Source organism: Sphingobacterium athyrii (assembly GCF_003071065.1).
Lineage (GTDB): Bacteria > Bacteroidota > Bacteroidia > Sphingobacteriales > Sphingobacteriaceae > Sphingobacterium > Sphingobacterium athyrii.
The window spans coordinates 111,355-137,318 of sequence record NZ_QCXX01000007.1 but is presented as its reverse complement, the minus strand read 5'-3'; the positions used below and the strand labels follow the sequence as shown (position 1 = coordinate 137,318).

The window sequence follows — 25,964 nt, the reverse complement described above, 5'->3', positions numbered from 1 at the left end:
TCAAATGGACTCTTTTCCTTATCTTTGTAGGATGCAGCAAACATTTGAAAATTTTAAATTCAATAAACAGATCTTAAACGCGATCACAGAGGCAGGTTATGAACAACCGACTGAGATCCAGGAGAAGGCAATTACACCGATATTGGCGGGGCAAGATGTGATGGGAATAGCCCAGACAGGAACGGGAAAAACGGCTGCATTTGTATTGCCCATCCTGATGAAATTGAAATACGCCCAAGGAATTGATGCGCGAGCGTTGATCTTAACACCGACCAGAGAATTGGCCATGCAGATCGAAGAGAATATCAGGCTATTTTCTACTTACCTCGATTTGCGTTCGGTGGTTTTATACGGCGGACTAGGGCCTAAGACACAGATTGAAACCCTTGAAAAAGGAGTTGATATTATTGTCGCTACACCTGGCCGATTCTTGGATTTATATTTGGAAGGACATATTGTCGTGAAGTCACTCAAATTTTTGGTATTGGATGAAGCGGATAAGATGATGGATATGGGTTTCATCAGTAAGATTCACCGCGTATTGGAAATCGTGCCGCGCAAACGCCAAAATTTATTGTTCTCGGCGACCATGAGCGAACTTGTTCGTAAAATTGCCGGTGATTTTCTGGCTTTTCCCACTGTAATAGAAGTTTCTGAACAGGCGACACCGGCTAAAACGGTCAGTCAGGCTTTATATTTTGTTCCCAATCAAAAAACCAAGTTAAATTTACTGCAGCATCTATTGAAAGACGATGAAGCTTTTAGCAGACTGATTGTTTTTTGTAAAACGAAACAAGTTGCGGACAATGTTTTTCATTTCCTGGAACGTAAATATGGCAAAGACGAAGTCCGTGTCATTCATGCCAATAAAGGACAGAATACGCGTATCAACTCAATCAATGCATTTAAGGAAGGGAATATCCGTATCCTAGTTGCAACGGATGTAGCGGCACGGGGACTTGATGTTTCCAATGTAAGCCACGTGATCAATTTTGAAGTGCCTATTGTCATCGAAGACTATGTACATCGTATTGGACGTACAGGCCGGGCGTTCAATGAAGGGGATGCGATCACTTTTTGCAATGAGGCCGAGAAATACTATGTTCGAAAAATTGAAAAATTGATCAAACAGAGTATTCCGGTGTATCCAATCCCAGAGGAGGTATTCGTGGAGAAGACGCCTTTTCAGGAGAAACAGGATATTGCACGCGATATTGATAATCAAAAGAAAAAAGATAACCCGGATTATCAGGGCGCTTTCCATGAGAAAAAATATGTGATCAAACAAAAGGAAGTCCGCGAAGCGCAACGTGCCTCAGGTTATAAGCCAAAGGCCAAAAGCAAGGGCAAATCGGGCGGTGGTAAATCTACAGGATCAAGCCGTAATTTCAAGAAACGATAACCAACATGCGGTTTACCCCATTAAATATTGCTAGTGCATGTTTGGTCGCCTGGTTTGTCATGGAAAATCCCAATGACGAAAAGGCACTCTTTACATGGGGAGCGTTTATCGCGTTGATGGTACTACTGACAGTGGTAGATATTTTGTTTAGAGTACTCATTAAAGAAAATAAGAAAATGTGGCTATTGCAACTGGCATTTTTGGTCCTAGTCTGTGTAGTAAGTTTGATCATAAAGGTAACAGTCAGTAGAAAAATAAAAAAGGAAATTAAAAAAACGGAGATGGTGCGGAAGCCGTGGGCTGGTTGAGGTAAAATCTCAATACTTAATACGCCTTTCTCAATACTCAATACTAAAATGAAAAAAGCAGAAATAAAATTACAAGTAGAGCTTGACGAAAACAATGTTCCTGAAAACATCATGTGGTCGTCCACAGACGGAAATAATGCGGAAGAATTACCCGCGAAAGCGATGTTTTTAGCCCTATGGGATTCACATTATAAAAATTCAATGCGTATCGACCTTTGGACAAAAGACATGCCGTACGATGAGATGAAGCGTTTTTTTTACGAAACTTTACAAACTTTGGGCGACTCCTTTATCCGTTCCTCGGGCGGAGATCCCATGGCCGAGAAGGTTATTGGTGACTTGCGCGATTACTGTGCGCATTTCGCGGACAAAATGGAAGTATTAATGCCACAACAATAGTTTTTAACGCTTAACAAACAGTTGATTATGCAATATTTCTTAGTGAAATCTGAACCATTTAAATATAGTTGGGAGCAATTTAATAAAGATGGACGGACGTTTTGGGATGGTGTTCGCAATTACCAGGCTAGGAATAACATGAAAGCGATGAAGGAAGGCGATTTGGTCCTTTTCTATCATAGCAACGAGGGAAAGGATGTCGTTGGTGTCGCGAAGGTAGTGAAAGAATTTTATCAGGACCCAACAACCGATGATGAACGCTGGGTCGTCGTAGACTTGGCTCCTGTTGAAACACTGAAGAAGTCTGTTACGCTGGAGACCATCAAAGCAGATGAGCAATTACAGGATATCGCTTTGGTAAGACAGGGCCGTCTATCGGTGATGCCGTTAAAGCCTGAGGAATTCGACCGGATCTTAGCTTTAGGCAATGGGGAGTAACCATTCGAAATAAAAGGTGCAGAATCATATTTTTTGCAGCCAATAAAAAGAAAGCGAGTACATGTCGACATGTACTCGCTTTCTTTTATAGCAATGTATCAGTCCTGTATTAGTTTTTCTGGCTGAACAGACTGACCAATGCTTTTAGTTTTTTTGCATTTTCGGGCTTTAGTTTTCCCGCGAGAATAAGGCGAAGCTCTCTGCGTTGCAATGCATCTTCATAAGCTTTGTGTTCTGATTCTGTTTCAGGAATCAATACCGGCACAGTTTTAGGATTATTGTCGGCATCAACGGCAACAAAAGTATAATACGCTTCATTGGTTTTTACGCGAGTGCCCTCCGGCAAATTTGATGCAAAAATTTCCATGCGTACCTCTAACGAACTGTTAAATGCACGGGTGACTTGTGCCTGTATGGTGACCACTTCACCCAGTTTGATCGAACGCTTAAAAGATACATTATCTACAGATACCGTAACGACCACATTGCTACAATGCTTCTGTGCAGCAATAGCCGAACAGATATCCATCCAATATAATAAACGGCCGCCCATGAGATTTCCAAACGTATTGGTATCATTCGGAAGGACCAATTCATTCATCTCCGTGTATGACTCTCTCGCAAATTTCTCTATCATATTATTTTTTGTCATTATCTTCCAAGTTCCTTAGATTGCCTATCAATTATTGCCAAGGACTCCACAAATGACGTCGGTACATAGCCCAGTTCGTTTTTGGATTTACTGAGATCAAAACCTGTCAGACGCGGCCTGTTGTCCGCTTGTCCGATACTTGCTGCACTGATTTCCGAGATCAATGATTTGTCCAGTTGCCAATAATCTGCAATTGCATAAACCGCTTCATTGATGGACATCAATTCGGCCCCGGAGATATGGAATATCCCCTGAGCATCTCGTTCAATGGCCAATTGACAAGCGTACGCTAAATCATCTACAAATGTAGGCATTCTCCATTGGTCATTGACTACTTTTATCGCTTCTTTTTGTATAAGCTTTCCCTTTGCCCATAGCACTAAATTGGAGCGGTTTGGGTCAGCATTTATACCATAGACTAAAATTGTACGTAAAATGGCATACTTGCAGGAAGACTGTGCGAGCACTTGCTCCGAGGCATGTTTACTCTTCCCATATTCACTTTGGGGATTTGGTAAATCCTGTTCATGATAGGGACTACCTTTTTTGCCATCGAATACGAAATCGGTGGAGAGATGAACCAACTGTGCCTGATTTTTTTCGCAGTAGCTCGCCAAGGTTTGTACCAGATCTACATTGATCAGCTGGCAGGCCGCCTTATCGACCTCACATGCTTCGACACTGGTCATCGCTGCAGTATGTACAATCGTATCAAAGCTATGACTGGATAAAAAATCCGTCAGTTTTGTATGATCCAGTAAATCAATCTGCTCAAATACATATCCAGCTTGATTTGGATTTCTGTTTGAGCCTTTTGAAATGGCTGTAACTTCATAGCGGTCATCTCCGGCAAGTAGGTCTACGACCTTTTGCCCCAAAAAGCCGTTGGATCCTGTGACAAGAATTTTTTTCATCCGTATAGTTATTTTTTATCCGTCTTTTAGTTCAATAGGGACTTACACTGTATCATTCATCCCGATCAAGTTGTTTCCGGGACTAAGCCGGGATTCAAAAAAACAAGCGGGATTTTATATATTTAGTTCGTCCAGATAAAATCCATTTTATCGGACTGTTTCATCACATTTTCAATCACCGATTTTTCCAGGTCAAGAATAGATTTCAATGCCTTGTAATCAATTTTGTCTGCATCATCGGTAGGCATGTGGTAGTCTGGATGCCCACCGGTATGGAAAAATAATACTGGAATATTCTTTTTATAAAAGGAAGTCTGATCGGATCCGCCGTTACCGTCCTTGCTCAGGTTAAATTTTATTGGTGCCTGGATATCTTTAAAAATCGTTGGCCATTGGCTGCTTGTGCCATATCCGATGACGGCAAGTCCATTGTCAGAATTATAGCGGCCGATCATATCCATATTGAGCATGGCGGTGATTTTTTCAAGCGGTAGGGTGGGGTGCTCCGTAAAATATTTGGAACCTACTAATCCCAGCTCCTCAGCGCCAAAGGCTATAAATAATAGATTGTAAGGTTCTTTTTCCTTGTTGGTACTAAAATAACGGGCAAGTTCCAATAAACCGGCGGTACCGGAAGCATTATCATCAGCACCATTGTGGATTTTTCCCACACCTAAGGAATCTTTTGAACTACCTTGGTGGCCTGTACCCAAATGATCGTAATGAGCACCTATCACCACTGTCAGGGCTGCTCCATTATCAACAAAGCCGATAATGTTGTCTGCATCACGGATACTGTCGGCTACTTTCACTTTCCATACTTTGGCTTTGAAAGACTGACGGTAACCATGGTCACCTTTGGGCTGTAATTTATATTTTTTGAATTCTTTTTCGATATAGTCTGCTGCTTTGAATACTTCTTTGCTACCCGTTCCTCTACCTTTCATCTTGTCATCTGCCAGGTAGTAGATATGTTTTTTTAGCTTTGGAATTTCAATTTGCTGTGCTTGCGCGTATTTTGTCAAAAAAAGTAAGCAGACGATTAGGAATAAGTTTATGTTTTTCATTTTTGATGTTTAGTGTGGAGATCACCATTACCTACATGGCTAGGTTACTTGATAACCGGATTATGATCCCCATTTTATTTTTAACTTTTTAAAAGAAAAGCCTTGTGATTAACAAGGCTTTTGTAATATATTTCGTTAATCTTCAACGATTTCGCTATGGATACTAGATTTTTCCTCTTTTTCCGTTTTAAAATACCGTTTTTGGAATAGTAATATTAACACAACACCTACTGAGATTGCCGAATCAGCGATATTAAAAACTGGCCTGAAGAATAGAAAATCTTCGCCACCCCAAAAAGGTACCCAGGTAGGGAAAGTTCCTTCGATTAATGGGAAATAAAGCATATCGACGACTTTTCCATGCAAGAAGGATGAATACCCCCCGGCAGCTGGAAATAAGGATGCTTTGTCGTAAAAGGTGCTCTCACTGAAGATCACCCCATAGAATGCCGAATCAATGATATTGCCCAAAGCACCGGCGAGAATCAAGGCTACATTTAATATAAAACCACGGTTGTATTTATTCTTAATCATGTAGTGTAGACCATAGCCAATACCAGCGACGGCCAGTATCCGAAACACGGTCAGGAACAATTTCCCGTAATCGCCACCAAATTCCATTCCATAAGCCATTCCGTTATTTTCAATAAAATGGATCTGGAAGAATTTACCTAAGATGTGATGACTTTGTCCAATTGTCATAGAGAGCTTAACCCATATTTTTGACAATTGGTCTATTAAAAGAATCGCGACAATTAGTGCGACTGGTTTCGTATACCCCTTCATTGTGCTATAAAAATGGTCTTTGCCGGAGCAAAGACCATATATTTTTGCTTAAAATTAATATTGTTTGTTTTTCGCTTCGATGCTCAACGTCGTATGCGGAACAGCTTTCAAACGTTCTTTTTGAATCAGTTTTCCGGTTTCTCTACAGATACCATACGTTTTGTTCTCGATGCGCACCAACGCTGCTTCAAGGTTGTCGATAAACTTCTTTTGACGCGCAGCCAATTGGTTGGTTTGCTCTTTCTCCAACGTTGCAGAACCATCCTCTAAGGTCTTGTAAGTACCCGCAGTATCGTCTGTACCATTCGCATTGCTGTTATTAAGCGTTGCTGTCAACGAGGAAAGCTCTTCTTTTGCTATTCTAAGCTTGTCCAAGATAATATCTTTGAATTCTTGTAATTCTGAATCGCTATAGCGTGTTTTCTCGTTGTTGTTTGCCATAATTTAATTTTTTTGGATTAATGCCTTAAGTTCTTTGCCATCGATCTCGATGAGCTCTCCTTCAGTTAGTGAATCTTCAAATACCAATGAATCGGCTAGAATTTCGGTGCAAATATAAGATAAATTTTCTTTCGCAGCATCGACCACCTCTGGTGAAACTGTTAACTTTACGTTAATTCTATCCGTTACTTCAAGTCCTTTTTCTTTCCGCAAATTTTGTAGACGGTTGATCAATTCTCTTGATAGTCCTTCTTTCTTCAATTCTTCGGTGATATGGACATCTAATGCGACGGTTAATTTACCCAAATTAGCAACCTGCCATCCTTCCACATCCTCTGCTATAATTTCGACATCGCTCAATAGAATAGTATATGGCGTACCTGTTAAGGCCAATTCACCAGTTGATTCCAGCGTGCTGATTTGATCTATAGTCAACGATTGGATAGCTGAAGAGACTAACTTCATATCCTTACCAACTTTCGCGCCAAGAGCTTTAAAGTTTGGTTTTATTTTTTTCTTGATAATACCTGTTGTATCCGTAATGAACTCAATATCTTTGATATTAGTTTCCGAAAGTATCAAATCTTTTACTTTCTCCACTTTCTCCCGGAAAGCACTGTCCAATACCGGAACAAGGATTTTGTTTAATGGCTGACGCACATTGATCGACGTTTTTTTACGCAATGACAGCGTCAACGAGGAGATGTCTTGTGCCAGGGCCATACGTTCTTCCAGATCTTTGTCCACTAAGTTTTCATTGTATACCGGGAAGTTCGCCAAGTGTACAGAATCAACTTGCTCTTTATTTGTTGCAGTATTCAAATCCAGGAACAGTCTATCCGAGAAAAATGGTGATATCGGTGACATTAATTTCGCGATAGTATCCAGACAAGTATACAATGTCTGATAGGCAGAAATTTTATCTTCTGTATATTCTCCCTTCCAGAAGCGACGGCGGCACAAACGAACGTACCAGTTACTCAGGTGCTCGTCCACAAAATTTTGGATTGCACGAGCCGCTTTTGTCGGTTCGTAATCCGCTAGATATTCATCCACTTCTTTCGTTAGTGAATTGAGTAATGAGATAATCCAACGATCGATTTCAGGACGGTTTTCCAATGCAATATCTGGTTCTGCGTAGGAGAACTTGTCAATATTGGCATAAAGTGCAAAAAATGCATAGGTATTGTATAGCGTACCGAAGAATTTACGACGGACCTCATCCAATCCCTCCATGTTGAACTTTAAGTTGTCCCAAGGAGCTGCATTACTGATCATATACCAACGAGTAGCATCGGCACTATATTGATCTATCGTTGAAAATGGATCTACGCCATTACCTAAACGTTTGGACATCTTATTCCCGTTCTTATCCAATACCAGACCGTTGGAAACCACGTTTTTAAAAGAAACCGATTTATACATCATCGTGGAGATCGCATGTAGCGTAAAGAACCATCCACGAGTCTGGTCAACACCCTCCGCAATGAAATCTGCCGGATACGCATGATTGAATCCGTCTTTAAATGGAAACTCTTCACCTTTTGCCAACTTCTCATGATCCAGTCCCCATTGGGCATAAGGCATTGCACCGGAATCAAACCATACGTCAATTAAGTCCGGTTCACGGAATAATTTTTGACCGGCATCAGAAACAAGCACAATATCATCGACATAAGGTCGGTGTAAGTCCAATTGTTCCGTGTCAAATTTATCCAGGTAAGCCTGATTTTTCGCTTTCTCATCTGCGGATAAAACGTCCGACCTCAGGGAGGCTTCCAATAGCGATTTTAACTCTGGTAATGAACCGATACATACTTCTTCATTCTCATCTTCCGAACGCCAGATAGGAAGTGGAGTCCCCCAGTAGCGTGAGCGTGAAAGGTTCCAGTCCACTAGGTTTTCCAGCCAGTTTCCAAAGCGCCCCGTACCGGTAGCTTCAGGTTTCCAGTTGATTGTTTTATTTAAAGCAACCAAATCTTCTTTTACCGCAGTTGTACGGATAAACCAGCTATCCAATGGATAGTATAAAACCGGTTTGTCTGTACGCCAGCAGTGTGGGTAGGTGTGCTCGTATTTTTTAACGTCAAATGCTTTATTGTCCTCTTTTAATTTGATGGAGATCAAGACGTCAGTAGGTTTGAAGTCCTCTTTTGCCCGTTCTTCGGCACTGTAGTATTCTTCTTTTACAAATCGTCCAGCAAAATCCGTGATTTCATTAACGAAACGGCCTGTACGGTCTACTGTAGGAACATCTTTTCCATTTTCGTCTTTCACCAGAATGCCCGGTACACCGTGTTCTTTCGCTACCCGAAAGTCATCCGCACCATAAGTAGGCGCAGCATGTACGATACCCGTACCGTCTTCAGTTGTCACGAAGTCACCGGGGATTACACGGAAGGCATTTTCCTGTAAATCTTCATTGGTGATATAGGGCAACAATTGCTCGTAACGTAAGCCAACGAGTTCCTCGCCGACAAATTCTGCGGCAAGTTCCCAAGGGATTACTTTATCACCCAATTTGTAGTCTTGAAAAGATGCATTTTCACCTTCAGCTTTAAAATGTTTGCTGATCAGATCTTTTGCCAATACAACAGAGACAGGTGCTCCCGTATACTTGTTAAATGTACGGATCTTCACATAGTTTATTTTCTTGCCGACTACCAGGGCTGTATTGGAAGGTAATGTCCAGGGGGTGGTTGTCCAGGCGATGAACGCAACATCCTCGGCTTCATCATCAACCAGTTTTTCGATTGCCGGATGCAGCTGGCTCTTGATCAATCGGAATTCAGCAACAATGGTCGTATCCTTGACATCTTTGTACGTACCCGGTTGATTAAGCTCATGTGAACTCAATCCGGTGCCTGCAGCAGGCGAATACGGTTGAATGGTGTAGCCTTTGTATAATAAACCCTTTTTGTAAAGTTCTTTTAACAAATACCATAGTGTTTCGATGTATTCGTTTTTATAGGTAATGTAAGGATGCTCAAGGTCAACCCAATAACCCATTTTGTTGGTTAGGTCATTCCAGACATCTGTATACTTCATTACCTCCTTGCGGCAAGCTTCATTATATTCTTCGACGGTAATCTTTTTGCCGATATCTTCTTTTGTAATACCAAGCGCTTTTTCGACAGCAAGCTCAATTGGAAGACCATGGGTATCCCAGCCTCCTTTACGTTTTACGCGGTAGCCTTTCAATGTCTTGTAGCGACAGAAAATATCCTTAATCGTACGCGCCATCACGTGATGGATCCCAGGCATTCCATTTGCAGAAGGTGGTCCTTCAAAAAATGTATATGATTTGCTCTCAGGACGATTATTGATACTTTTTTCGAATATTTTTTCCTGTTCCCAACGGGTCAAAATCTCTTTACCGATCTCCGGTAAATTTAACTGCTTATATTCTTTGTACATCAGACTGTTGTATGCTTCTTTTCTAAAGGTCGCTAATTTAGTGAATTATGATGGAAAAAGAAAGAGGGCATTGTAGCTGTAATATCATTAAATGTGCAGTTCCTATTTTTGAAAATTCACGGTACTATCAAAACGGAAGGATTGTACGGATAGGAGTACTCAAACTCGAAATGAAAGCTAGAAAAGCACGGGAGTTATGTTGGACAATGAGCTATTCGAGCTGCTGGAATCAGCATGAAACAAAAAAGGGATTGCGCATTGCAGTCCCCTTTCTGTTGGAATATGTGTAAAATTTCAACTTTATGCTGAAAAACTGCTTCCACAACCACAAGTGCTACTTGCATTTGGATTATTGAAAGTAAAACCTCTTGCGTCAAGTCCTGATTTGAAGTCAATTTCCATGCCTGCAAGATATAAGCCATGTGCTTTGTTCATAAAAATGCGGATTCCTTCAATTTCGTACTCGCTGTCTCCATCTTTTTTCTGGTCAAAACCAAGGATATAACTCATACCTGAACAACCACCACCTTCTACACCGACACGTAAACCAAAATCATCAGAGATTTCTTGCTGATCCTTTAATTTATTGAGTTCCTTGATTGCCCCTTGAGTTAAGGTAACGGGAGCAATTGCTGTATGTTCTGTGCTCATTTTGATAATGTTTTAGCCAATTCTTTAACAAAAATACATATTTTTAATTGCAAATCGCCCGCCGTAGATTTTTTGACATTTACAAAACATTCAATTTTTATTGGATTGGGGGGGCTCCAAATAGGAGTTAAAAGGATACCTTGTTAATTAGCTAATTCGCATAAATAAGCCTATTTTTCTAAGAACATTTAATAAAATATGGCTTTTTGTCGATATTCTTTATGGAATATGCTATCTTTGAGGCATTAAAATAAAAACAAAATTTACTTTACAACATTTAAAAACAATGGAAAGAGATCAAGCCATTTTTAATTTAATAGCTGATGAGCTGAAACGCCAAGAAGAAGGTATTGAATTAATTGCTTCGGAAAACTTTGTTTCAAAACAAGTGATGGAAGCTGCTGGTTCAGTGTTGACAAATAAATATGCAGAAGGCCTCCCAGGAAAACGTTACTATGGAGGTTGTGAAGTTGTGGATGAAATTGAAACCATCGCAATTGATCGTGCAAAGCAATTATTTGGCGCAGAATGGGTAAATGTTCAACCTCACTCTGGAGCACAGGCAAATGCGGCTGTTTTTTTGGCGACAATCAAACCTGGAGACAAAATTTTAGGTCTTGATTTATCTCATGGTGGACACTTGACTCACGGATCACCGGCAAACCTTTCTGGTAAGATCTATCAACCATTATTTTACGGTGTAAAAGAAGATACAGGTCTGATTGATTACGAACAGTTGGAAGAAACGGCACTTCGTGAAAAACCAAAAATGATTATCTGCGGTGCTTCAGCTTATTCCCGTGACTGGGACTATGCACGCATCCGTAAAGTTGCTGATGAAATCGGTGCGATTGTTTTGGCTGATATTTCTCATCCTGCAGGTTTGATCGCTCGTGGTTTATTGAATGATCCACTTCCACATTGTCATATCGTTACTACAACGACACATAAAACACTACGTGGTCCACGTGGTGGTATGATTATGGTTGGTAAGGACTTTGAAAACACTTGGGGTATCAAAACACCTAAAGGCGAAACCCGTACAATCACACAGTTGTTGGATTTAGCTGTTTTTCCAGGCACACAAGGCGGTCCTTTGGAACATACAATTGCTGCAAAAGCAATTGCTTACGGCGAAGCTTTATCTGACGAATACATGGAGTACATTGTTCAGGTGAAGAAAAATGCAGCGGCATTGGCACAGTTCTTCGTTGAGAAAGATTATAAGATTATCTCTGGCGGTACGGATAACCACTTGATGTTAGTGGATCTACGAAACAAAGATATTTCTGGTAAAGAAGCAGAAGCGGTATTGGGTAAAGCGGGTATCACAACCAACAAAAATATGGTTCCTTTTGATACACGTTCTCCTTTTGTGACTTCAGGTGTACGTTTTGGTACTGCGGCGATCACAACACGTGGAATCAAAGAAAATGAAATTGTTCAAATCGGAGAATTAATTGACGAAGCATTGCAAAATGCATCGAACGATGCTGAATTGGATAAAATCCATGGCAAGGTGAAAGCCATGATGGCCGAATTTCCATTGTATAAATAAGACGATTGTTCCTATATAGAATAGCGGAATTGCCCAAGGTAATTCCGCTATTTTCGTTTTGGGTCTAAGCTACATTTGCAAGTCCCGGCTCTGCTTATGTTCGTTCCCTTCTTTTAACATGTTATTTTCGAGACAGTATGAACTGCGAAACCAGCTTATAATTTCCTGCCGGCAATATGGAGACAGCTTTTGGGATAATACGCGTTTTATACTAAAATAACAGCGAGTTAACAGCGGTTTGATACGCTTTCATCCAATGAGGTCTGGACCAGGTTCCTGTAAGCTCCCTGTTATCGGTCAATTTGGGTCAGCGTAATTCACCGGATAAGTCGAAGCAGACCTAAGTATGTCAGGTGCTCTTTTTGCGAAGGGAAGGAAGTTTTTAATTCTTAAAATGTTAAAAAGTCTTAAAATAAAATGTAAAAATTTGATTACTCAATAATTTTACGGTACTTTGAGATAGTATTAATTGATTGTTTTACAATAAGAAAGGAACACTATACGCTAAACATTTACATTTTACAACAGAACTGATAATTTAATTGCGAACTGCTAAAAAGTAAGTGACGTATGAGACTTTTGAAAAGTAAGAGTGATCAAGAATTGATCCAAATGTATGTCGGTGGCCAGGAGTCCGGCCTAGAGGCATTGTTGAATCGATATAAATCGAAGATTTACACCTCTATATATATGAAAGTAAAAGACGAATATCTTGCTGAAGATATTTTCCAGGAGACTTTCATTAAAATCATCAATACCTTAAAATCTGGCAAATACAACGAAGAGGGGAAATTTTTGCCTTGGGCGATCCGTATTGCGCATAATATGATCGTTGACTTTTTCAGGAAAGCCAAACGGGCTCCCAATATTGTAAATGCAGATGGTTTTGACATTTTTGAAGTGTTGGAGTTCAGTGATGAAAGCGCTGAGTCTAAGATGCTGAAACAGCAGGTGGATGTCGATTTAAAGAAAATGATACAGAAACTACCGGATGATCAGAAAGAGGTTTTGATTATGCGCCATTTTTGTGATATGAGCTTTAAGGATATTGCCGAGATAACAGAGGTGAGTATCAATACTGCGTTAGGAAGAATGCGCTATGCTTTGAGCAATCTGCGAAAAATGATCGAAGGCTCCGATTTGGTCTTTCAGATGGGATAATGAAAAAAGTACTATAATTTAGAAAATAACAATAACGGGGGTGAGGTTTTCATCCCCTTTTTTATGCTACAATGTCATGTCGGCATCAGAAGAATTTGTTCTTTTTGTCAGTTATACGCTTTTTATTATCTTAGAAATTCATGTCTTAATCAATTTATGGGAATTGGAATAGGGTTTGATAGTCATATCGAAACTATTAAAAGATAATAACGATAAAAATATAAAAGCTATGTACTTGATTTTATTTATTGGAATAATGGTGGTAAGCCTGATTGTCCAGACACGATTTAAAAACAAATTTAAGAAGTATTCGGAGATGCCATTGGGGAATGGAATGTCAGGTGCTGAGATCGCACTGAAAATGCTGAACGATAACGGGATTTATGACGTAAAAGTAATCTCCATTCCTGATCGTTTGGGAGATCATTACAACCCATCGGATAAAACGGTAAACCTGAGTCCTGAAGTGTATAGTGGTCGTAGTGTGGCGGCTGCGGCAGTCGCGGCGCATGAATGTGGTCACGCTGTCCAGCATGCAAAGGCCTACAAATGGTTGGGTTTCCGTTCGGCAATGGTGCCTATGGTCAATGCGGCTTCCAAACTGACCTCTTGGGTATTGATGCTGGGTGTGATGTTATTTGCATTTTCCAAAGGCGGTAATCCTTGGTTGTTGGCCGTGGGTGTAGGTGCTTTGGCTATTACAACAATTTTCTCGTTCATCACACTTCCGGTAGAATTCGATGCATCAAACCGGGCGCTAGCGTGGTTAAATCATGCCGGAGTTACCTATAATGGCGAGGAGCACGATGGTGCGAAGGATGCGTTAAAATGGGCTGCCATGACGTATGTAGTTGCTGCTTTGAGTGCCTTGGTAACACTTTTATACTATGCGTCTATGTTATTTGGCGGGCGTAGAAGCGAGTAAAGAACGATTTAACAACTTTAGCATATAAAAAATGCGATTATTTTTAATAGTCGCATTTTTTATAGGGTGTTAATGAGGTTACTACAGACAATTTTTTTAACTTTGCTGTTTATATAGAATAAGACTCAGATTTTATGTTTTCAAATCTTCAAGATAAGCTAGATAGGGCCTTTAAGGTATTAAAAGGGCAAGGCAGTATTACCGAAATCAACGTTGCTGAAACGATGAAAGAAATTCGCAAAGCATTGTTGGATGCCGACGTGAATTACAAGACTGCTAAAACTTTTACAGATGATGTTAGACAAAAAGCTTTAGGGCAGAACGTTTTAACAAGTATTTCTCCGGGTCAATTGTTGACTAAAATCATGAATGATGAGTTGACAGAATTGATGGGCGGATCTGTTACCGAGCTGGAGACTGGTAAAAATCCTACTGTTATTTTGATCGCGGGTCTGAACGGTGCCGGTAAAACAACTTTTTCCGGAAAGTTAGCCTTATACCTGAAAGATAAAAAGAACAAAAAGCCATTATTGGTTGCGGGTGACGTTTATCGTCCGGCTGCGATTGATCAATTGGAGGTGCTAGCCGAGCAAGTTGGTGTACCTGTATATGTGAATAGAGAATCAACGGATCCGATTGCTATTGCGAAAGCGGGGGTTGAAGAGGCAAAACGCAATGGCCATAATGTAGTCATTATTGATACCGCTGGTCGTTTGGCGATAGATGAGCCTTTGATGGTGGAGATCACTGCGGTTAAGGAAGCAACAAAACCGGATGAGATCTTATTTGTAGTTGACTCGATGACGGGACAGGATGCTGTCAATACAGCGAAGACATTCAACGATCGCCTTGATTTTACAGGTGTTGTATTGACCAAATTGGATGGTGATACACGCGGTGGTGCTGCGCTATCCATAAAATCCGTTGTCAATAAGCCAATTAAGTTTATCGGTACCGGAGAGAAGATGGATGCATTGGATGTTTTCTACCCCGATCGTATGGCATCCCGTATTTTGGGTATGGGTGACGTGGTATCTTTGGTGGAGCGTGCACAACAACAGTTCGACGAAAAGCAAGCTGCTGAGCTTCAGAAGAAAATCCGTAAGAATAAATTTGATTTCAATGATTTCAAATCCCAGATCCAACAGATCAAAAAAATGGGTAATATGAAAGATTTGATGGGCATGATCCCTGGCGTAGGAAAGGCAATGAAAGATATTGAAGTTGATGACAATGCGTTCAAACCTATTGAAGCGATCATTGATTCGATGACTCCTTTTGAGCGTGAAAATCCGGATGTAATTGATCAAAAACGTCGCTTACGTATTGCCAAAGGTTCCGGAACAGATATTAATGAAGTAAACAAATTGTTGAAGCAATTTGGTGATATGCGAAAGGTGATGAAGCAAATGTCTAACCCGGCGATGGCCGCGAAGTTGATGCGCAATATGCCTAAAATGCCAGGAAAAATGTAATTTTAGTGTATAGTTATATATTATGGGGCATTGTACGCATACAATGCCCTATTTTTTTAATAAATAATTCGTAATTTCAAGTTCCTCGCTCGAGTAAACGAAATAATTGTTAAATTTGTAATTATTATGGATGACCCCGCGCAATTATCGGAATACGGCAAAATCCTTATCATTCTGCTGATAGGGGCGCTGTTAGTCTGTGCGACCATTTTTTTAGCACGTTTAATTTCTCCCAAAAAGAACAATCCCATTAAATCTGGTACTTACGAATGTGGTGAAGATCCTGTTGGATCCTCTTGGGTACAATTTAACCCTCGATTCTACGTCATTGCCCTGGTGTTCCTGTTGTTTGATGTGGAGCTTATTTTTATTTTTCCATGGGCAACTGTATTTGGGCAATCGGAATACATTGCCGCAGATGGTCGATGGGGCTGGTTCACCCTGATTGAAATGGCCATGTTTATCGGTATATTAATCTTGGGATTGGTTTTTGTATGGAAAAAAGGCGATCTGGAATGGGTGAAGCCCAATGTATCTTTACCTAAGGTTCCTGTAAATATTCCTCAAAGTGCTTATTCCACATTGAATAATAGTACCTATCAGGTGCGGGACTATAGGGAGCCGGCAAACGCGGCTATGGAGAATACTGTCGTACAGGAAGTAGCGGCTGCTCCAAAGATCGCTTTTAAACCTCGATTTAAAAAACCTGAGTAAGCATGAGTTTAGATAGTCAACTGCAAAATAATGGTGTCGTTGTTGCCAAATTGGATGATTTGTTAAACTGGGCGAGGCTTTCGTCCATGTGGCCCATGAGTTTTGGCATTGCCTGTTGTGCGATCGAGATGATGGGAGCGATGGCCTCGACTTATGACCTGGATCGGATGGGCGTTTTTCCAAGACCTTCGCCGAGACAGTCTGATGTCATTATAATCGCAGGTACAGTTACATTCAAAATGGCTGACCGCATAAAAAAACTATATGAGCAGATGCCCGATCCTAAATATGTGATCTCAATGGGATCCTGTTCCAATTGTGGTGGACCTTATTGGCAACACGGCTATCATGTGGTTAAGGGAGTGGATCGGATCATCCCGGTGGATGTGTATGTTCAAGGTTGTCCTCCACGTCCAGAAGCCCTTATCGGTGCATTTATTGAACTGCAAAAAAAGATAGATAAAGAAAGCTTATTAGGCGAACAACTGTTCAAGGAAAAAGCTTAGAAGATAAATTTTATAAGATTTTAAAATCAATTATGGCAAAAGATTTTTATGGCGAACTGCAATTAGGCATTCTTGGTGGTGGTCAACTCGGAAGAATGTTAATCCAGGAAGCCATTAATTACAATGTAAACGTTCATGTGTTGGATCCTGATAAGAATGCTCCTTGTCGGAAACTGTGCAATAAGTTTGAATGTGGTTCATTGAGTGATTTTGAGACGGTATATAATTTTGGGAAAGATCTGGATTTGATAACGATCGAAATCGAAAAAGTGAATGTTGATGCCCTGGAGAAACTGGAAGAGGAAGGCGTAGTTGTTTACCCACAGTCGCGTATCATTCGCCTGATCCAAGATAAGGGGTTGCAGAAACAGTTCTTTAAACAAAATGATATCCCGACCTCAGCGTTTCAATTGATATCAACAAAGGATAATTTAAAAAATCCTGCCCTGAGCCTACCTTACATTCAGAAACTGCGTAAAGATGGTTATGATGGAAAAGGGGTTAAGAAAATTGTTACTGAAGCGGATATTCAGGATGCTTTCGAAGAACCGAGTTTAATAGAAGAGTGGGTAGATTTTGAAAAGGAAATCGCTGTCATTGTCGCCCGTAACGATCGGGGGGATGTCTCCACCTTTCCGATGGTGGAGATGGAATTTAATCCACAAGCTAATTTGGTTGAGTTTCTTATCGCGCCATCCTTATATGGCGTGGAAATTCAGCAGCGTGCGGAAGCAATTGCAAAGAAAATTGCGGACGATTTGCAGATCGTGGGCTTACTTGCCGTGGAAATGTTCCTAACGAAAAACGGAGATATTTTGGTGAATGAACTGGCTCCGCGCCCGCATAATAGCGGACATCAAACGATTGAGGGCAATTATGTTTCTCAATTTGCACAACATTTAAGAGCAATATTCAATTTACCATTGGGCGATACGAGATGTCGGACAAATACCGTCATGATCAATCTTTTGGGCGAAAATGGCTACGAAGGTTTGGCAAAATATGATGGCGTAGAAGAGGTGTTGGCGATGGAGGGAGTTTATTTGCATCTGTATGGCAAGAAATATACAAAACCTTTTCGCAAGATGGGCCACGTGTGTATCATCAATGATGATCGGGATAAAGCAATCTCCAATGCAAGAAAAGTACAAGAAATATTAAAAGTTAAAGCTTAATAATACTATGTCAGTCAATAATAAGGCCCAGGTAGGCATTATCATGGGAAGTAAATCAGATCTTCCAGTTATGCAGGATGCCATTGATGTCCTCAAAGTCCTTGGAGTAGAATTTGAAGTTACCATCGTTTCGGCACACCGTACGCCACAACGTATGTTTGATTATGCGAAAGATGCGGCATCCCGCGGATTGAAGGTGATTATTGCAGGAGCTGGCGGGGCAGCACATTTACCGGGAATGGTCGCTTCAATTACACATTTACCTGTGATCGGTGTTCCTGTAAAATCCTCTAATTCTATCGATGGATGGGATTCGGTCTTATCCATCCTGCAGATGCCCAACGGAATTCCAGTGGCTACAGTTGCCTTAAATGCAGCAAAAAATGCAGGTATTTTGGCCGCTCAGATTCTAGGAACTCACGATGAGACGATCAGTAAAAATATTATTGACTTCAAGGAAGAACTGGCGCGTAAAGTGATTGAAACAGCCGTTGAAGTAGAGGATACACAATTCTAAGGAAATTAATCAAATAAAAAAGAGGCTGTCTCAAATTTATTTGGGACAGTTTTTTTGTTTAAAAAGTCTATGAGATAGATCTGTGTGTTGTTTGTTGGTTATTTTGGAAAAAGACTCATATGAAAGAGAAAAATGAACAAAAAGTAGCTTTTTAGGCCGCTTTTTTTCTTAGATTTTGCGCTATTGCCAATAATCCCCATTCTATGGACACTTTTTCTTTACCCCGGAGCATAAATCTTCGGAACCCATGGTTCTGTTTAATGTTTGCAAAGACAGGTTCGACATCATGGCACCTCTGTTTTCGTTTGGCTACACCTACATCGCTGTTGAGCAATTCGTATGCCCTGTCCCTGTACATCTCAAGTTGCTTATTCACCCCGATGATCCTATTTCCCTGTGATTTGTGACAGGCGCCATTCAACGGGCAGTTTGTGCAGTTTTTTGCCTGATACTTTTTGATTTCCTGCCGGAAGCCTGCGGAGGTCTTTTGGTTAAATGTACCTATACAATGCATTTCCTGTCCCATTGGACAGATATAGCAATCCTGTGAAGGATTATAATGTAATTTATCTGCAGAAAATGGTTTCTTATCCCGACAGCTCTTTTTCTGCCCTTTGTCAAACATACCATATTTCACATAGCCCTCAATATTTTTTGCTGCCAGTAATGCATAGTTTTCTTCACTGCCATAACCGGCATCCGCGGTAAGGGTTCCCGGTGTTTTTCCAAAGCTGTCCTCATGTTGTTGCAAATGACCGGATAATGTTCTGGTATCTGTGGGATTGGAATGTATGGTATAATTGACAATGTATTGATTGGACGTGGATATCTGGATATTATATCCTGGTCTGAGCTGGCCATTTTTCATATGATCCTCTTTCATCCGCATAAAGGTGGCATCGGGATCTGTTTTGCTATAACTGTTTCTGTCTCCCAGGGTAGCTTCCTGCTCTTCATATTGTGCGATCTTCTCCGGATAGTTTTTGGTTACATAACGCAACTTTGCTTTCATCTTCTTATTTACCGAAGCTTTGTCGGATAAGACCCTGTTCAGCTTATCGACCGTAGCCCGGACTTTTTCGCTGTCAATTGTCGTCAGATCGGGAGGATCCGGAAGGTTGTCCTCCGACTTGGCGATACTTTGGGCGTAGTCCCATATATCTTTTAAAGCAGCTTTCATCTTTTCCTTATTGGTATGGATAGCTTTTTTCCAAACGAAAGTGTATCTGTTTGCATTAGCCTCTATCTTGGTGCCATCGGTGTAGACATCTTCTATGCTTAACAACCCTTCTTCGGCCAGGAGCTTAACAACTTCTTCAAATACACTGCGAAGTGCTTCCTTTAAGCGGACACCACGAAATCTGTTGATAGTATTATGATCGGGGTAGCTCATGCCGCTCAGCCACATGAAGTTGATGTTCTCCCGGCAGGCTGTTTCCAGTTTCCGACTGCTGTAGACATTGCTTACATAGCCAAACACCAGAACCTTCAACAGCATTTGCGGATGATAACTGGAACAGCCTTTTATCTTGTAGGCATCCAAAAGACCCTGTATGTTGATACGGTTGATCACATCGTTAACAATACGTACCGGATGTCCTTTGGAGACCAATTCGTCCAAAGTTGGAGGAATTGCCATAATCTGGTCCTGATAGTAAGGCTTAAAAGTAGGTCTTTGAGATGACATATATCTTTTTTTACACTTTAAATATATGAAAATCAGTTAATTGAACCAAATTAAACATAATGAAATAATATAAAAAAGAGGCTGTCTTTTTGAGACAACCTCTTTTTATTTGATAAGATTTGCCTGCACATAGTCGTAGCTCTTTTTAAGACTCTCCATCTTATTTGGCATATAAATGTCGTCTTGCTCCACAAAAGCATATTTCAGCCCTGCTTTAGCCTTCTCTTTGACAATCTCGGTAAAATTGATACTTCCTGTACCAACTTCGGTATATCTGATATCTTTAAAGATCTGTTCAACCGGCAACTTGCCGTCCTTAGGCCATTCGATCGGATTGGATTTTGTACGGTCCATATCCTTCACATGCCATAGTTTAAATCTATTCGGGAATTTTTCGAATATGGATATCGGATTTTTTCCGGCTTTCTCGGCCCAGAAAAGATCAAGTTCAAAATCCACCAGATCAGGTTCTGTGAAAGCTAACATGACTTCTTCCCCCATCGTATTATTCCCCAGATCTCTAAATTCCCAGAAATGGTTGTGGTATGCAACCTTTAATCCGAGTTTCTTCGCCTCTTCCCCTGCTTTATTAAGTTGTTCTGCGGCATAGAGATAATCGTCTTTTTTAAGTGCATTAATATCGAACATCGGTGTAACCGGTGCAATAACATATTCCTGACCGAGCTCTTTTGCCGCATCAAAATAAATGGATAGATCTTCTTTATCTGTATGGGATTTACTGAGATATTTAGACATGTCATAATGACCCGAATAGGTTTTTAAGCCATTGTCATCCAAAATCTTTTTTAGCTCTTTATAAGGTAATTTCCAGAATTGCTTGGCGGCGGGATCAATACCATATAGCTCAACATGTTTGAAGCCAATTTTTGCAATTTGCTCCAAAGAACCTTTTGGATCTTTATCCATTAAATCCCGTATGGAATAGAGCTGTACACCTATGTTCTGCAGGGGATTGTCACTGACGGCGCCCGCTTTATTTTGACAAGATATCAAGTTGGGCATCAGATAAGCTGCCGAAAGACCTATTCCAGCTTGCTTTAAAAATTGACGGCGAGAATTGTTCATCATATAACTGATTATGTGTTAGTGTACAATGTACAATTATTTTGGTCAAATATCAATAAAACGCCGCGGAATATTTTGTGAAGGGATATATTGAACTATCAGAAAATAAGATAGAAGCTGTTGGGAAAGTGAAGGCGAGCCTGCTGAATATTTAATGAGAGTGGAGGCCGGGATACGAATCCCATAAACGAAAGGAGGATGTTCAATCTTTTGAACATCCTCCTTTCGTTTGTTTAAGCATAGCAACTTAAACAGTCATGATATCTTTTTCTTTCAGTTCAGCCAACTTATCAACTTTTACAATGTATGCATCAGTCAATTTTTGGACTTCACCTTCAGCAGTTTTGATTTCATCTTCTGAGGCGCCATCATTTTTTAGTTTTTTGATGGATTCATTTGTATCCTTACGAATATTACGGATAGCAATACGACCTCTTTCAGTCTCTTCTTTTACTTTTTTCACCAGGTCACGTCTTCTTTCTTCAGTCAAAGGAGGGACATTTAAGCGGATTACGATACCATCATTTTGAGGATTGATGCCAAGGTTAGCATCCGTAATAGCTTTTTCAATTGCGTTGATGAGCGATTTTTCCCAAGGTTGGATGACAATTGTCCGTGCATCAGTAGTATTGATGTTGGCTACTTGCGAAAGTGGAGTAGCGCTACCATAATAATCGACTGAAATACCATCTAACATGGATGGTGAAGCTTTACCGGCGCGAATTTTTGTTAATTCAGACTCAGTGTGAGCAACTGCTTTGGACATCTTGTCTTTACAATCGTCCAATTCAATTGAAATTAGTTCGTTCATATAAGATTACGTTTTTTACAGATATTAATTATTTTACCACAGTTCCGACATGTTCACCGTTTGCAAGTTTCAATAAGTTGCCCGGCTTGTTCATGTCAAATACAATGATTGGTAATTTATTTTCTTGACAGAGGGTAAAGGCGGTCATATCCATTACGTTTAACCCTTTTTCATATACTTCCGTGAATGAGATCTCTTCAAATTTTGTTGCACTAGGATCTTTCTCCGGATCAGCGGTATAGATACCATCTACACGTGTTCCTTTTAATACAGCATCGGCGTTGATTTCAATCGCGCGTAATGACGCTGCCGTATCGGTTGTGAAATATGGGTTTCCGGTACCAGCTCCGAAAATAACAATACGTCCCTTTTCCAGGTGCCGTACCGCTCTTCTGCGAATAAACGGTTCGCAGATCTGTTCCATTTTGATTGCCGTTAGCAAACGTGTCTTTTTCCCAACTTTCTCAAGTGCATCCTGAAGTGCCATACTGTTGATGACGGTCGCAAGCATTCCCATGTAGTCTGCCTGAACACGGTCCATCCCTGATTTTTCAGCGCTTAAACCGCGGTAAATGTTACCACCGCCGATAACAATTGCGATTTCTAGACCTTGATCGTGAATTTCTTTGATATCATTAGCGTATTGTGATACACGGTTAATATCGATACCATAGCTTTGGTCACCCATTAAGGATTCACCGCTAAGTTTTAATAAGATACGTTTGTATTTCATAATTGTTTTTTTGGAAATTTTCCAAAGGTCAAAGATAAAATTTTTTTTTCAACCCTTAAGGCCAAAAATGATATTTATTGCGCTTTTGTCGTTTGATCAATCACTTCCTGGTAATATTGTTCGTATAGCGGCATGATATTAGACAATTGGAATTTTTTAGCATGATTTAACGCCGCTTCTTTAAATTTTTCCAATCGTTCTGCATCTTCTAAAATATAGATTGCATTCTTGGCCATATCATCTACATCACCCACATTACTGAGGAATCCTGTGACACCATTTTCATTGAGCTCTGGTAATCCACCCGTATTGGATGAAACTACCGGGACCTGACAGGCCATTGCTTCTAGTGCGGCCAATCCAAAACTTTCGGAACTGGAAGGCATCAGGAAAAGATCGGAAACAGATAAAATCTCTTCCACGGCATCCTGTTTGCCCAAAAAGCGAACATCTTTACACACATCCAATTCTCTGGATAATTCTTCCGCGTTGCGGCGTTCGGGCCCGTCACCTACCATTAATAGTTTGGAAGGGATGACGTCATGTACTTTCTTAAATATACGAATAACGTCTTCTGTATTTTTGACTTTTCTGAAATTCGAGGTGTGGACCAGGATCCGTTCGTTGCCCGGAGCAATCGCTTTTTTGAAATGGGAGCGATCCCTATTACTGAATCTATCGAGATCGATAAAGTTGGTAATCACTTTAATATCTCTGGAGATATCAAAATATCGGAGTGTCTCATCTTTTAGATTTTGTGAAACGGCGGTTACACCGTCTGACTGATTGATCGAAAAGGTGACGACCGGGCTAAAGCTCTTATCCTTTCCAACCAGTGTAATATCTGTGCCATGAAGAGTGGTCACAACAGGGATATTAATGCCATAAGTCGTCAGCAATATTTGCTTTGCCATAAACGCAGCCGAAGCGTGGGGAATTGCATAATGCACATGGATCAGATCCAGCTTTTCAAAACGTACAACATCAACCAGTTTACTGGCCAGGGCGGATTCGTAAGGTAAAAAGTCAAAAAGTGGATATTGGGATACTGCTACTTCGTGATAGTATAGGTTTTCCGAAAAGAAATCTAGGCGTGCAGGTTGTCGGTAGGTTATAAAATGGATCTCATGTCCATTGGCCGCCAGAGCCTTTCCTAATTCCGTTGCCACAACACCACTGCCACCAAATGTGGGATAACAAACAATGCCTATTTTCATTGATATAATTTTTATTTAGTGTTCGCTTTCATTGGTACAAATGAACTCGCTGCACTCGGTTCTATTTTAAAGGTGATGAAGCGTCAGATTTACCGCCTTTTCTGTGTGCGAATAAATCCTGATGATTTCATAACTAATTTTTTGTGCTGCAAATTTCGACTATTTATGCCTAAAATAACAAAAACCAATTGCCATAGTTTTGTGAATTTTTTGATTACTTAAAAAGCATTATCTTTAAGTAGACATTTAAGCGGTATATGGACAATTTTACAAGTGATATTTCAGGACAGCAATTCCCTATCGAACAGCGTATTTGGGGTGCTTCTATTCGACAACCTATTTTTAAATTGATCCGGAAGGAATACCCGGGTTTTGCGAAAGATAAGTGCATTGCTGCCTCTGAACTGACGCGGTTTAAGGAAGCCTATATTACCGAATTTTTGAAGGATGAGTCTGGACAGCTCAGTCAATTGGATCAACAAGTGATACAGAGCTTTAAGGATAATAAAGTCATTAGTGCAGGTATAGACAGTGATGTAGGCGGCGCGACCTCGGTGGGAGAACGTGTAGCGGATAAAGTTGCCGAATTCGGCGGGAGTTGGACATTTATTATTTCTTTCCTCGCATTTTTGCTGATCTGGATTGCGTTCAATACCTATTGGCTAAATAATAAAGGTTTTGACCCTTATCCATTTATTTTGCTTAATCTCATCTTATCTTGTGTCGCCGCGCTACAGGCACCTGTCATTATGATGAGCCAAAATAGGCAGGAGGCCAAAGACCGTGAGCGGGCACGGAATGATTATATGGTTAACCTCAAAGCTGAACTTGAAATCAGGGAACTACATGAAAAAATAGACCATCTCATTATTCGCAAAGAGCAGGAACTCGTTGAAGTGCAGCGTGACCAAGTCGAGAAATTAGGCTTTCTGCTCAAGAAGATGGAAAAAATAGAAGAAGCATTTAAAAACAAATGAATATAACAGGATTAATCGGAGAGCTGACGTTTAAATTTTCACGGTCCGGTGGGGCAGGGGGGCAACATGTCAATAAGGTATCCTCCAAAGTGACCCTACAATGGGATGTGGAACAGTCGACAGTTTTATCAGCCGAGGAAAAGGCCATTCTGACTGAAAGGCTCTCAAATCGCATAAATAAAGAAGGCATTTTGCAGCTGGAATCTGATACAGACCGCTCGCAGATACGCAACAAGGAAATTGCCATTGATCGTTTTCTTCACCTGGTGAAGGATGCCCTTATACCCATAAAACCAAGAAAGAAAACCAAAATACCCTATTCCAGTGTGTTAAAAAGGCTAGACCGCAAGAAGCAACAGTCCCAGCTGAAAGCTTTACGCAGACGGAATTTTGAAGATTAGTCTGTTATAAAGTAGTATTTGGTTTAATTTTATTTTATTTATAATCAGTAACTTATGCATATAACTAAAGAAATAGTTGTAGAACTATTTCTTTAGTTATATACTTGTATTGTAATCGATTACAACAGTACTGTTAATATAAAGGAGTTATGGAAGATTTTAAAGAGTTGACTAAAGCAGAAGAACAGATCATGCAGGAGCTTTGGGAAATGGAACGTGGTTTTGTCAAAGATATCATTGACCGACTACCTGAACCAAAACCTGCTTACAATACAGTTTCAACGATAGTGCGTATTCTCGAAACCAAGGGTTTTGTATCGCATGAGTCTTTTGGTAAAAGCCATCAGTATTTGCCAAAGATTTCAAAAGAGGAATATAAAAAAGGAATCACTGGTAAGTTGTTGAATAATTATTTTGATAATTCTCCCAAAAGTATGCTTTCTTATTTTCTGGAAGAGAATAAATTGGATGTCAAAGAATTAGATGATATTCTTTCGATTATCCGAAAAAACAAATAACAACAACCACCTCTTATAAACTTTTGAT

28 protein-coding genes are annotated in these 25,964 nt (G+C 40.3%); 16 read left to right on the top strand and 12 right to left on the bottom strand.

The annotated features are described in order from the left end of the window. Positions 1-31 precede the first annotated feature (31 nt). The 4 genes from DCO56_RS22145 to DCO56_RS22130 are packed head-to-tail and all read left to right on the top strand — an operon-like array spanning position 32 to position 2,547. On the top strand, positions 32-1,402 hold the full coding sequence (locus tag DCO56_RS22145; protein ID WP_108635914.1) for a DEAD/DEAH box helicase: 1,371 nt from the start codon (positions 32-34) through the stop codon (positions 1,400-1,402). A gap of 5 nt (positions 1,403-1,407) precedes the next feature. Next, positions 1,408-1,710 (top strand): hypothetical protein, encoded by a 303-nt coding sequence (locus DCO56_RS22140; protein WP_108635913.1) that lies wholly within the window; start codon positions 1,408-1,410, stop codon positions 1,708-1,710. A gap of 48 nt (positions 1,711-1,758) precedes the next feature. Then, the gene (gene gldC, locus DCO56_RS22135) at positions 1,759-2,109 is read left to right on the top strand and encodes a gliding motility protein GldC (protein ID WP_088160288.1); all 351 of its coding nucleotides are present in this window, start codon (positions 1,759-1,761) and stop codon (positions 2,107-2,109) included. Between the two features lie 27 nt (positions 2,110-2,136). Further along, positions 2,137-2,547 carry an EVE domain-containing protein gene (locus tag DCO56_RS22130; protein WP_108635912.1) on the top strand — a complete coding sequence of 137 codons (411 nt, stop codon included), beginning with the start codon at positions 2,137-2,139 and terminating at the stop codon, positions 2,545-2,547. Positions 2,548-2,656: 109 nt separating this feature from the next. Here the strand turns inward: DCO56_RS22130 and DCO56_RS22125 are convergent, their stop codons facing one another. From DCO56_RS22125 to ileS, 6 genes are all read right to left on the bottom strand, one after another. After that, on the bottom strand, positions 2,657-3,184 hold the full coding sequence (locus tag DCO56_RS22125) for an acyl-CoA thioesterase (protein ID WP_108636105.1): 528 nt from the start codon (positions 3,182-3,184) through the stop codon (positions 2,657-2,659). Between the two features lie 14 nt (positions 3,185-3,198). Further along, positions 3,199-4,113 carry an SDR family oxidoreductase gene (locus tag DCO56_RS22120; protein WP_108635911.1) on the bottom strand — a complete coding sequence of 305 codons (915 nt, stop codon included), beginning with the start codon at positions 4,111-4,113 and terminating at the stop codon, positions 3,199-3,201. 122 nt (positions 4,114-4,235) lie between these two features. Further along, entirely contained in the window at positions 4,236-5,180 is a 945-nt protein-coding gene (locus DCO56_RS22115; RefSeq protein ID WP_108635910.1) for a M20/M25/M40 family metallo-hydrolase, read from the bottom strand. Positions 5,181-5,315: 135 nt separating this feature from the next. Beyond that, positions 5,316-5,966 (bottom strand): lipoprotein signal peptidase, encoded by a 651-nt coding sequence (locus DCO56_RS22110; RefSeq protein WP_108635909.1) that lies wholly within the window; start codon positions 5,964-5,966, stop codon positions 5,316-5,318. Between the two features lie 54 nt (positions 5,967-6,020). Then, a complete protein-coding gene (locus DCO56_RS22105) occupies positions 6,021-6,407 on the bottom strand; it encodes a TraR/DksA family transcriptional regulator (RefSeq protein ID WP_046674049.1) in 387 nt (128 codons plus the stop codon). 3 nt (positions 6,408-6,410) lie between these two features. Continuing rightward, positions 6,411-9,824, bottom strand: a complete 3,414-nt coding sequence (gene ileS / locus DCO56_RS22100; RefSeq protein ID WP_108635908.1) for an isoleucine--tRNA ligase — start codon at positions 9,822-9,824, stop codon at positions 6,411-6,413. Between the two features lie 47 nt (positions 9,825-9,871). Between ileS and DCO56_RS22095 the strand changes: the two genes are divergently transcribed. After that, positions 9,872-10,114 carry a hypothetical protein gene (locus DCO56_RS22095; RefSeq protein ID WP_108635907.1) on the top strand — a complete coding sequence of 81 codons (243 nt, stop codon included), beginning with the start codon at positions 9,872-9,874 and terminating at the stop codon, positions 10,112-10,114. Between the two features lie 10 nt (positions 10,115-10,124). On the opposite strand, the gene DCO56_RS22090 is transcribed toward DCO56_RS22095, so the two are convergent. Beyond that, a complete protein-coding gene (locus DCO56_RS22090) occupies positions 10,125-10,475 on the bottom strand; it encodes a HesB/IscA family protein (RefSeq protein WP_108635906.1) in 351 nt (116 codons plus the stop codon). 286 nt (positions 10,476-10,761) lie between these two features. On the opposite strand from DCO56_RS22090, the gene glyA reads away from it, so the two are divergent. The 8 genes from glyA to purE all read left to right on the top strand — a co-directional run bounded on the left by glyA (position 10,762) and on the right by purE (position 18,506). Then, positions 10,762-12,033: a serine hydroxymethyltransferase gene (gene glyA / locus DCO56_RS22085; RefSeq protein WP_108635905.1), complete on the top strand. Its 1,272-nt coding sequence runs from the start codon at positions 10,762-10,764 to the stop codon at positions 12,031-12,033. 570 nt (positions 12,034-12,603) lie between these two features. Further along, a complete protein-coding gene (locus DCO56_RS22080; protein WP_077437828.1) occupies positions 12,604-13,194 on the top strand; it encodes an RNA polymerase sigma factor in 591 nt (196 codons plus the stop codon). Between the two features lie 229 nt (positions 13,195-13,423). Next, a complete protein-coding gene (locus DCO56_RS22075) occupies positions 13,424-14,119 on the top strand; it encodes a zinc metallopeptidase (protein ID WP_108636104.1) in 696 nt (231 codons plus the stop codon). A gap of 134 nt (positions 14,120-14,253) precedes the next feature. Further along, on the top strand, positions 14,254-15,594 hold the full coding sequence (gene ffh, locus DCO56_RS22070; protein WP_108635904.1) for a signal recognition particle protein: 1,341 nt from the start codon (positions 14,254-14,256) through the stop codon (positions 15,592-15,594). A 126-nt stretch (positions 15,595-15,720) separates the two neighbouring features. After that, positions 15,721-16,308, top strand: a complete 588-nt coding sequence (locus DCO56_RS22065) for an NADH-quinone oxidoreductase subunit A (protein WP_108635903.1) — start codon at positions 15,721-15,723, stop codon at positions 16,306-16,308. Between the two features lie 2 nt (positions 16,309-16,310). After that, a complete protein-coding gene (locus DCO56_RS22060) occupies positions 16,311-16,814 on the top strand; it encodes an NADH-quinone oxidoreductase subunit B (protein ID WP_104384901.1) in 504 nt (167 codons plus the stop codon). 32 nt (positions 16,815-16,846) lie between these two features. Beyond that, complete coding sequence (locus DCO56_RS22055; RefSeq protein WP_108635902.1) at positions 16,847-17,989, top strand: 5-(carboxyamino)imidazole ribonucleotide synthase; 1,143 nt, start codon at positions 16,847-16,849, stop codon at positions 17,987-17,989. Between the two features lie 7 nt (positions 17,990-17,996). Next, positions 17,997-18,506, top strand: coding sequence for a 5-(carboxyamino)imidazole ribonucleotide mutase (purE, locus tag DCO56_RS22050; RefSeq protein ID WP_104384899.1), 510 nt, complete (start codon positions 17,997-17,999; stop codon positions 18,504-18,506). A gap of 151 nt (positions 18,507-18,657) precedes the next feature. Here the strand turns inward: purE and DCO56_RS22045 are convergent, their stop codons facing one another. From DCO56_RS22045 to bshA, 5 genes are all read right to left on the bottom strand, one after another. Further along, positions 18,658-20,193, bottom strand: a complete 1,536-nt coding sequence (locus DCO56_RS22045) for an IS1182 family transposase (RefSeq protein WP_108634802.1) — start codon at positions 20,191-20,193, stop codon at positions 18,658-18,660. A 105-nt stretch (positions 20,194-20,298) separates the two neighbouring features. Next, positions 20,299-21,282, bottom strand: coding sequence for a sugar phosphate isomerase/epimerase family protein (locus tag DCO56_RS22040; protein ID WP_241254925.1), 984 nt, complete (start codon positions 21,280-21,282; stop codon positions 20,299-20,301). A 244-nt stretch (positions 21,283-21,526) separates the two neighbouring features. Next, a complete protein-coding gene (frr, locus tag DCO56_RS22035; protein WP_104384897.1) occupies positions 21,527-22,090 on the bottom strand; it encodes a ribosome recycling factor in 564 nt (187 codons plus the stop codon). Positions 22,091-22,118: 28 nt separating this feature from the next. After that, positions 22,119-22,823 carry a UMP kinase gene (pyrH, locus tag DCO56_RS22030; RefSeq protein ID WP_075991132.1) on the bottom strand — a complete coding sequence of 235 codons (705 nt, stop codon included), beginning with the start codon at positions 22,821-22,823 and terminating at the stop codon, positions 22,119-22,121. A 74-nt stretch (positions 22,824-22,897) separates the two neighbouring features. Then, on the bottom strand, positions 22,898-24,040 hold the full coding sequence (gene bshA / locus DCO56_RS22025) for an N-acetyl-alpha-D-glucosaminyl L-malate synthase BshA (protein WP_108635901.1): 1,143 nt from the start codon (positions 24,038-24,040) through the stop codon (positions 22,898-22,900). A gap of 257 nt (positions 24,041-24,297) precedes the next feature. Here bshA and DCO56_RS22020 point away from each other — a divergent pair, with 257 nt between their 5' ends. From DCO56_RS22020 to DCO56_RS22010, 3 genes are all read left to right on the top strand, one after another. Next, a complete protein-coding gene (locus tag DCO56_RS22020) occupies positions 24,298-25,017 on the top strand; it encodes a DUF1003 domain-containing protein (protein WP_108635900.1) in 720 nt (239 codons plus the stop codon). Beyond that, on the top strand, positions 25,014-25,418 hold the full coding sequence (gene arfB / locus DCO56_RS22015; RefSeq protein WP_108635899.1) for an alternative ribosome rescue aminoacyl-tRNA hydrolase ArfB: 405 nt from the start codon (positions 25,014-25,016) through the stop codon (positions 25,416-25,418). Before DCO56_RS22020 ends, arfB begins: the two co-directional genes overlap by 4 nt. A gap of 149 nt (positions 25,419-25,567) precedes the next feature. Further along, a complete protein-coding gene (locus tag DCO56_RS22010) occupies positions 25,568-25,936 on the top strand; it encodes a BlaI/MecI/CopY family transcriptional regulator (protein ID WP_108635898.1) in 369 nt (122 codons plus the stop codon). Positions 25,937-25,964: the final 28 nt, after the last annotated feature.

Excerpts from the sequence above, each read along its gene's own strand:
- DCO56_RS22075 (WP_108636104.1), top strand. The coding sequence starts at position 13,424 with ATGTACTTGATTTTATTTATTGGAATAATGGTGGTAAGCCTGATTGTC.
- pyrH (WP_075991132.1), bottom strand. The coding sequence starts at position 22,823 with ATGAAATACAAACGTATCTTATTAAAACTTAGCGGTGAATCCTTAATG.
- DCO56_RS22060 (WP_104384901.1), top strand. The coding sequence starts at position 16,311 with ATGAGTTTAGATAGTCAACTGCAAAATAATGGTGTCGTTGTTGCCAAA.
- DCO56_RS22090 (WP_108635906.1), bottom strand. The coding sequence starts at position 10,475 with ATGAGCACAGAACATACAGCAATTGCTCCCGTTACCTTAACTCAAGGG.
- bshA (WP_108635901.1), bottom strand. The coding sequence starts at position 24,040 with ATGAAAATAGGCATTGTTTGTTATCCCACATTTGGTGGCAGTGGTGTT.
- DCO56_RS22055 (WP_108635902.1), top strand. The coding sequence starts at position 16,847 with ATGGCAAAAGATTTTTATGGCGAACTGCAATTAGGCATTCTTGGTGGT.
- DCO56_RS22110 (WP_108635909.1), bottom strand. The coding sequence starts at position 5,966 with ATGAAGGGGTATACGAAACCAGTCGCACTAATTGTCGCGATTCTTTTA.
- DCO56_RS22125 (WP_108636105.1), bottom strand. The coding sequence starts at position 3,184 with ATGATAGAGAAATTTGCGAGAGAGTCATACACGGAGATGAATGAATTG.
- DCO56_RS22145 (WP_108635914.1), top strand. The coding sequence starts at position 32 with ATGCAGCAAACATTTGAAAATTTTAAATTCAATAAACAGATCTTAAAC.
- arfB (WP_108635899.1), top strand. The coding sequence starts at position 25,014 with ATGAATATAACAGGATTAATCGGAGAGCTGACGTTTAAATTTTCACGG.
- DCO56_RS22020 (WP_108635900.1), top strand. The coding sequence starts at position 24,298 with ATGGACAATTTTACAAGTGATATTTCAGGACAGCAATTCCCTATCGAA.
- DCO56_RS22130 (WP_108635912.1), top strand. The coding sequence starts at position 2,137 with ATGCAATATTTCTTAGTGAAATCTGAACCATTTAAATATAGTTGGGAG.
- DCO56_RS22120 (WP_108635911.1), bottom strand. The coding sequence starts at position 4,113 with ATGAAAAAAATTCTTGTCACAGGATCCAACGGCTTTTTGGGGCAAAAG.
- purE (WP_104384899.1), top strand. The coding sequence starts at position 17,997 with ATGTCAGTCAATAATAAGGCCCAGGTAGGCATTATCATGGGAAGTAAA.
- ileS (WP_108635908.1), bottom strand. The coding sequence starts at position 9,824 with ATGTACAAAGAATATAAGCAGTTAAATTTACCGGAGATCGGTAAAGAG.
- DCO56_RS22010 (WP_108635898.1), top strand. The coding sequence starts at position 25,568 with ATGGAAGATTTTAAAGAGTTGACTAAAGCAGAAGAACAGATCATGCAG.
- gldC (WP_088160288.1), top strand. The coding sequence starts at position 1,759 with ATGAAAAAAGCAGAAATAAAATTACAAGTAGAGCTTGACGAAAACAAT.
- DCO56_RS22140 (WP_108635913.1), top strand. The coding sequence starts at position 1,408 with ATGCGGTTTACCCCATTAAATATTGCTAGTGCATGTTTGGTCGCCTGG.
- DCO56_RS22040 (WP_241254925.1), bottom strand. The coding sequence starts at position 21,282 with ATGATGAACAATTCTCGCCGTCAATTTTTAAAGCAAGCTGGAATAGGT.
- frr (WP_104384897.1), bottom strand. The coding sequence starts at position 22,090 with ATGAACGAACTAATTTCAATTGAATTGGACGATTGTAAAGACAAGATG.
- DCO56_RS22045 (WP_108634802.1), bottom strand. The coding sequence starts at position 20,193 with ATGTCATCTCAAAGACCTACTTTTAAGCCTTACTATCAGGACCAGATT.
- glyA (WP_108635905.1), top strand. The coding sequence starts at position 10,762 with ATGGAAAGAGATCAAGCCATTTTTAATTTAATAGCTGATGAGCTGAAA.
- DCO56_RS22115 (WP_108635910.1), bottom strand. The coding sequence starts at position 5,180 with ATGAAAAACATAAACTTATTCCTAATCGTCTGCTTACTTTTTTTGACA.
- ffh (WP_108635904.1), top strand. The coding sequence starts at position 14,254 with ATGTTTTCAAATCTTCAAGATAAGCTAGATAGGGCCTTTAAGGTATTA.
- DCO56_RS22095 (WP_108635907.1), top strand. The coding sequence starts at position 9,872 with ATGATGGAAAAAGAAAGAGGGCATTGTAGCTGTAATATCATTAAATGT.
- DCO56_RS22105 (WP_046674049.1), bottom strand. The coding sequence starts at position 6,407 with ATGGCAAACAACAACGAGAAAACACGCTATAGCGATTCAGAATTACAA.
- DCO56_RS22080 (WP_077437828.1), top strand. The coding sequence starts at position 12,604 with ATGAGACTTTTGAAAAGTAAGAGTGATCAAGAATTGATCCAAATGTAT.
- DCO56_RS22065 (WP_108635903.1), top strand. The coding sequence starts at position 15,721 with ATGGATGACCCCGCGCAATTATCGGAATACGGCAAAATCCTTATCATT.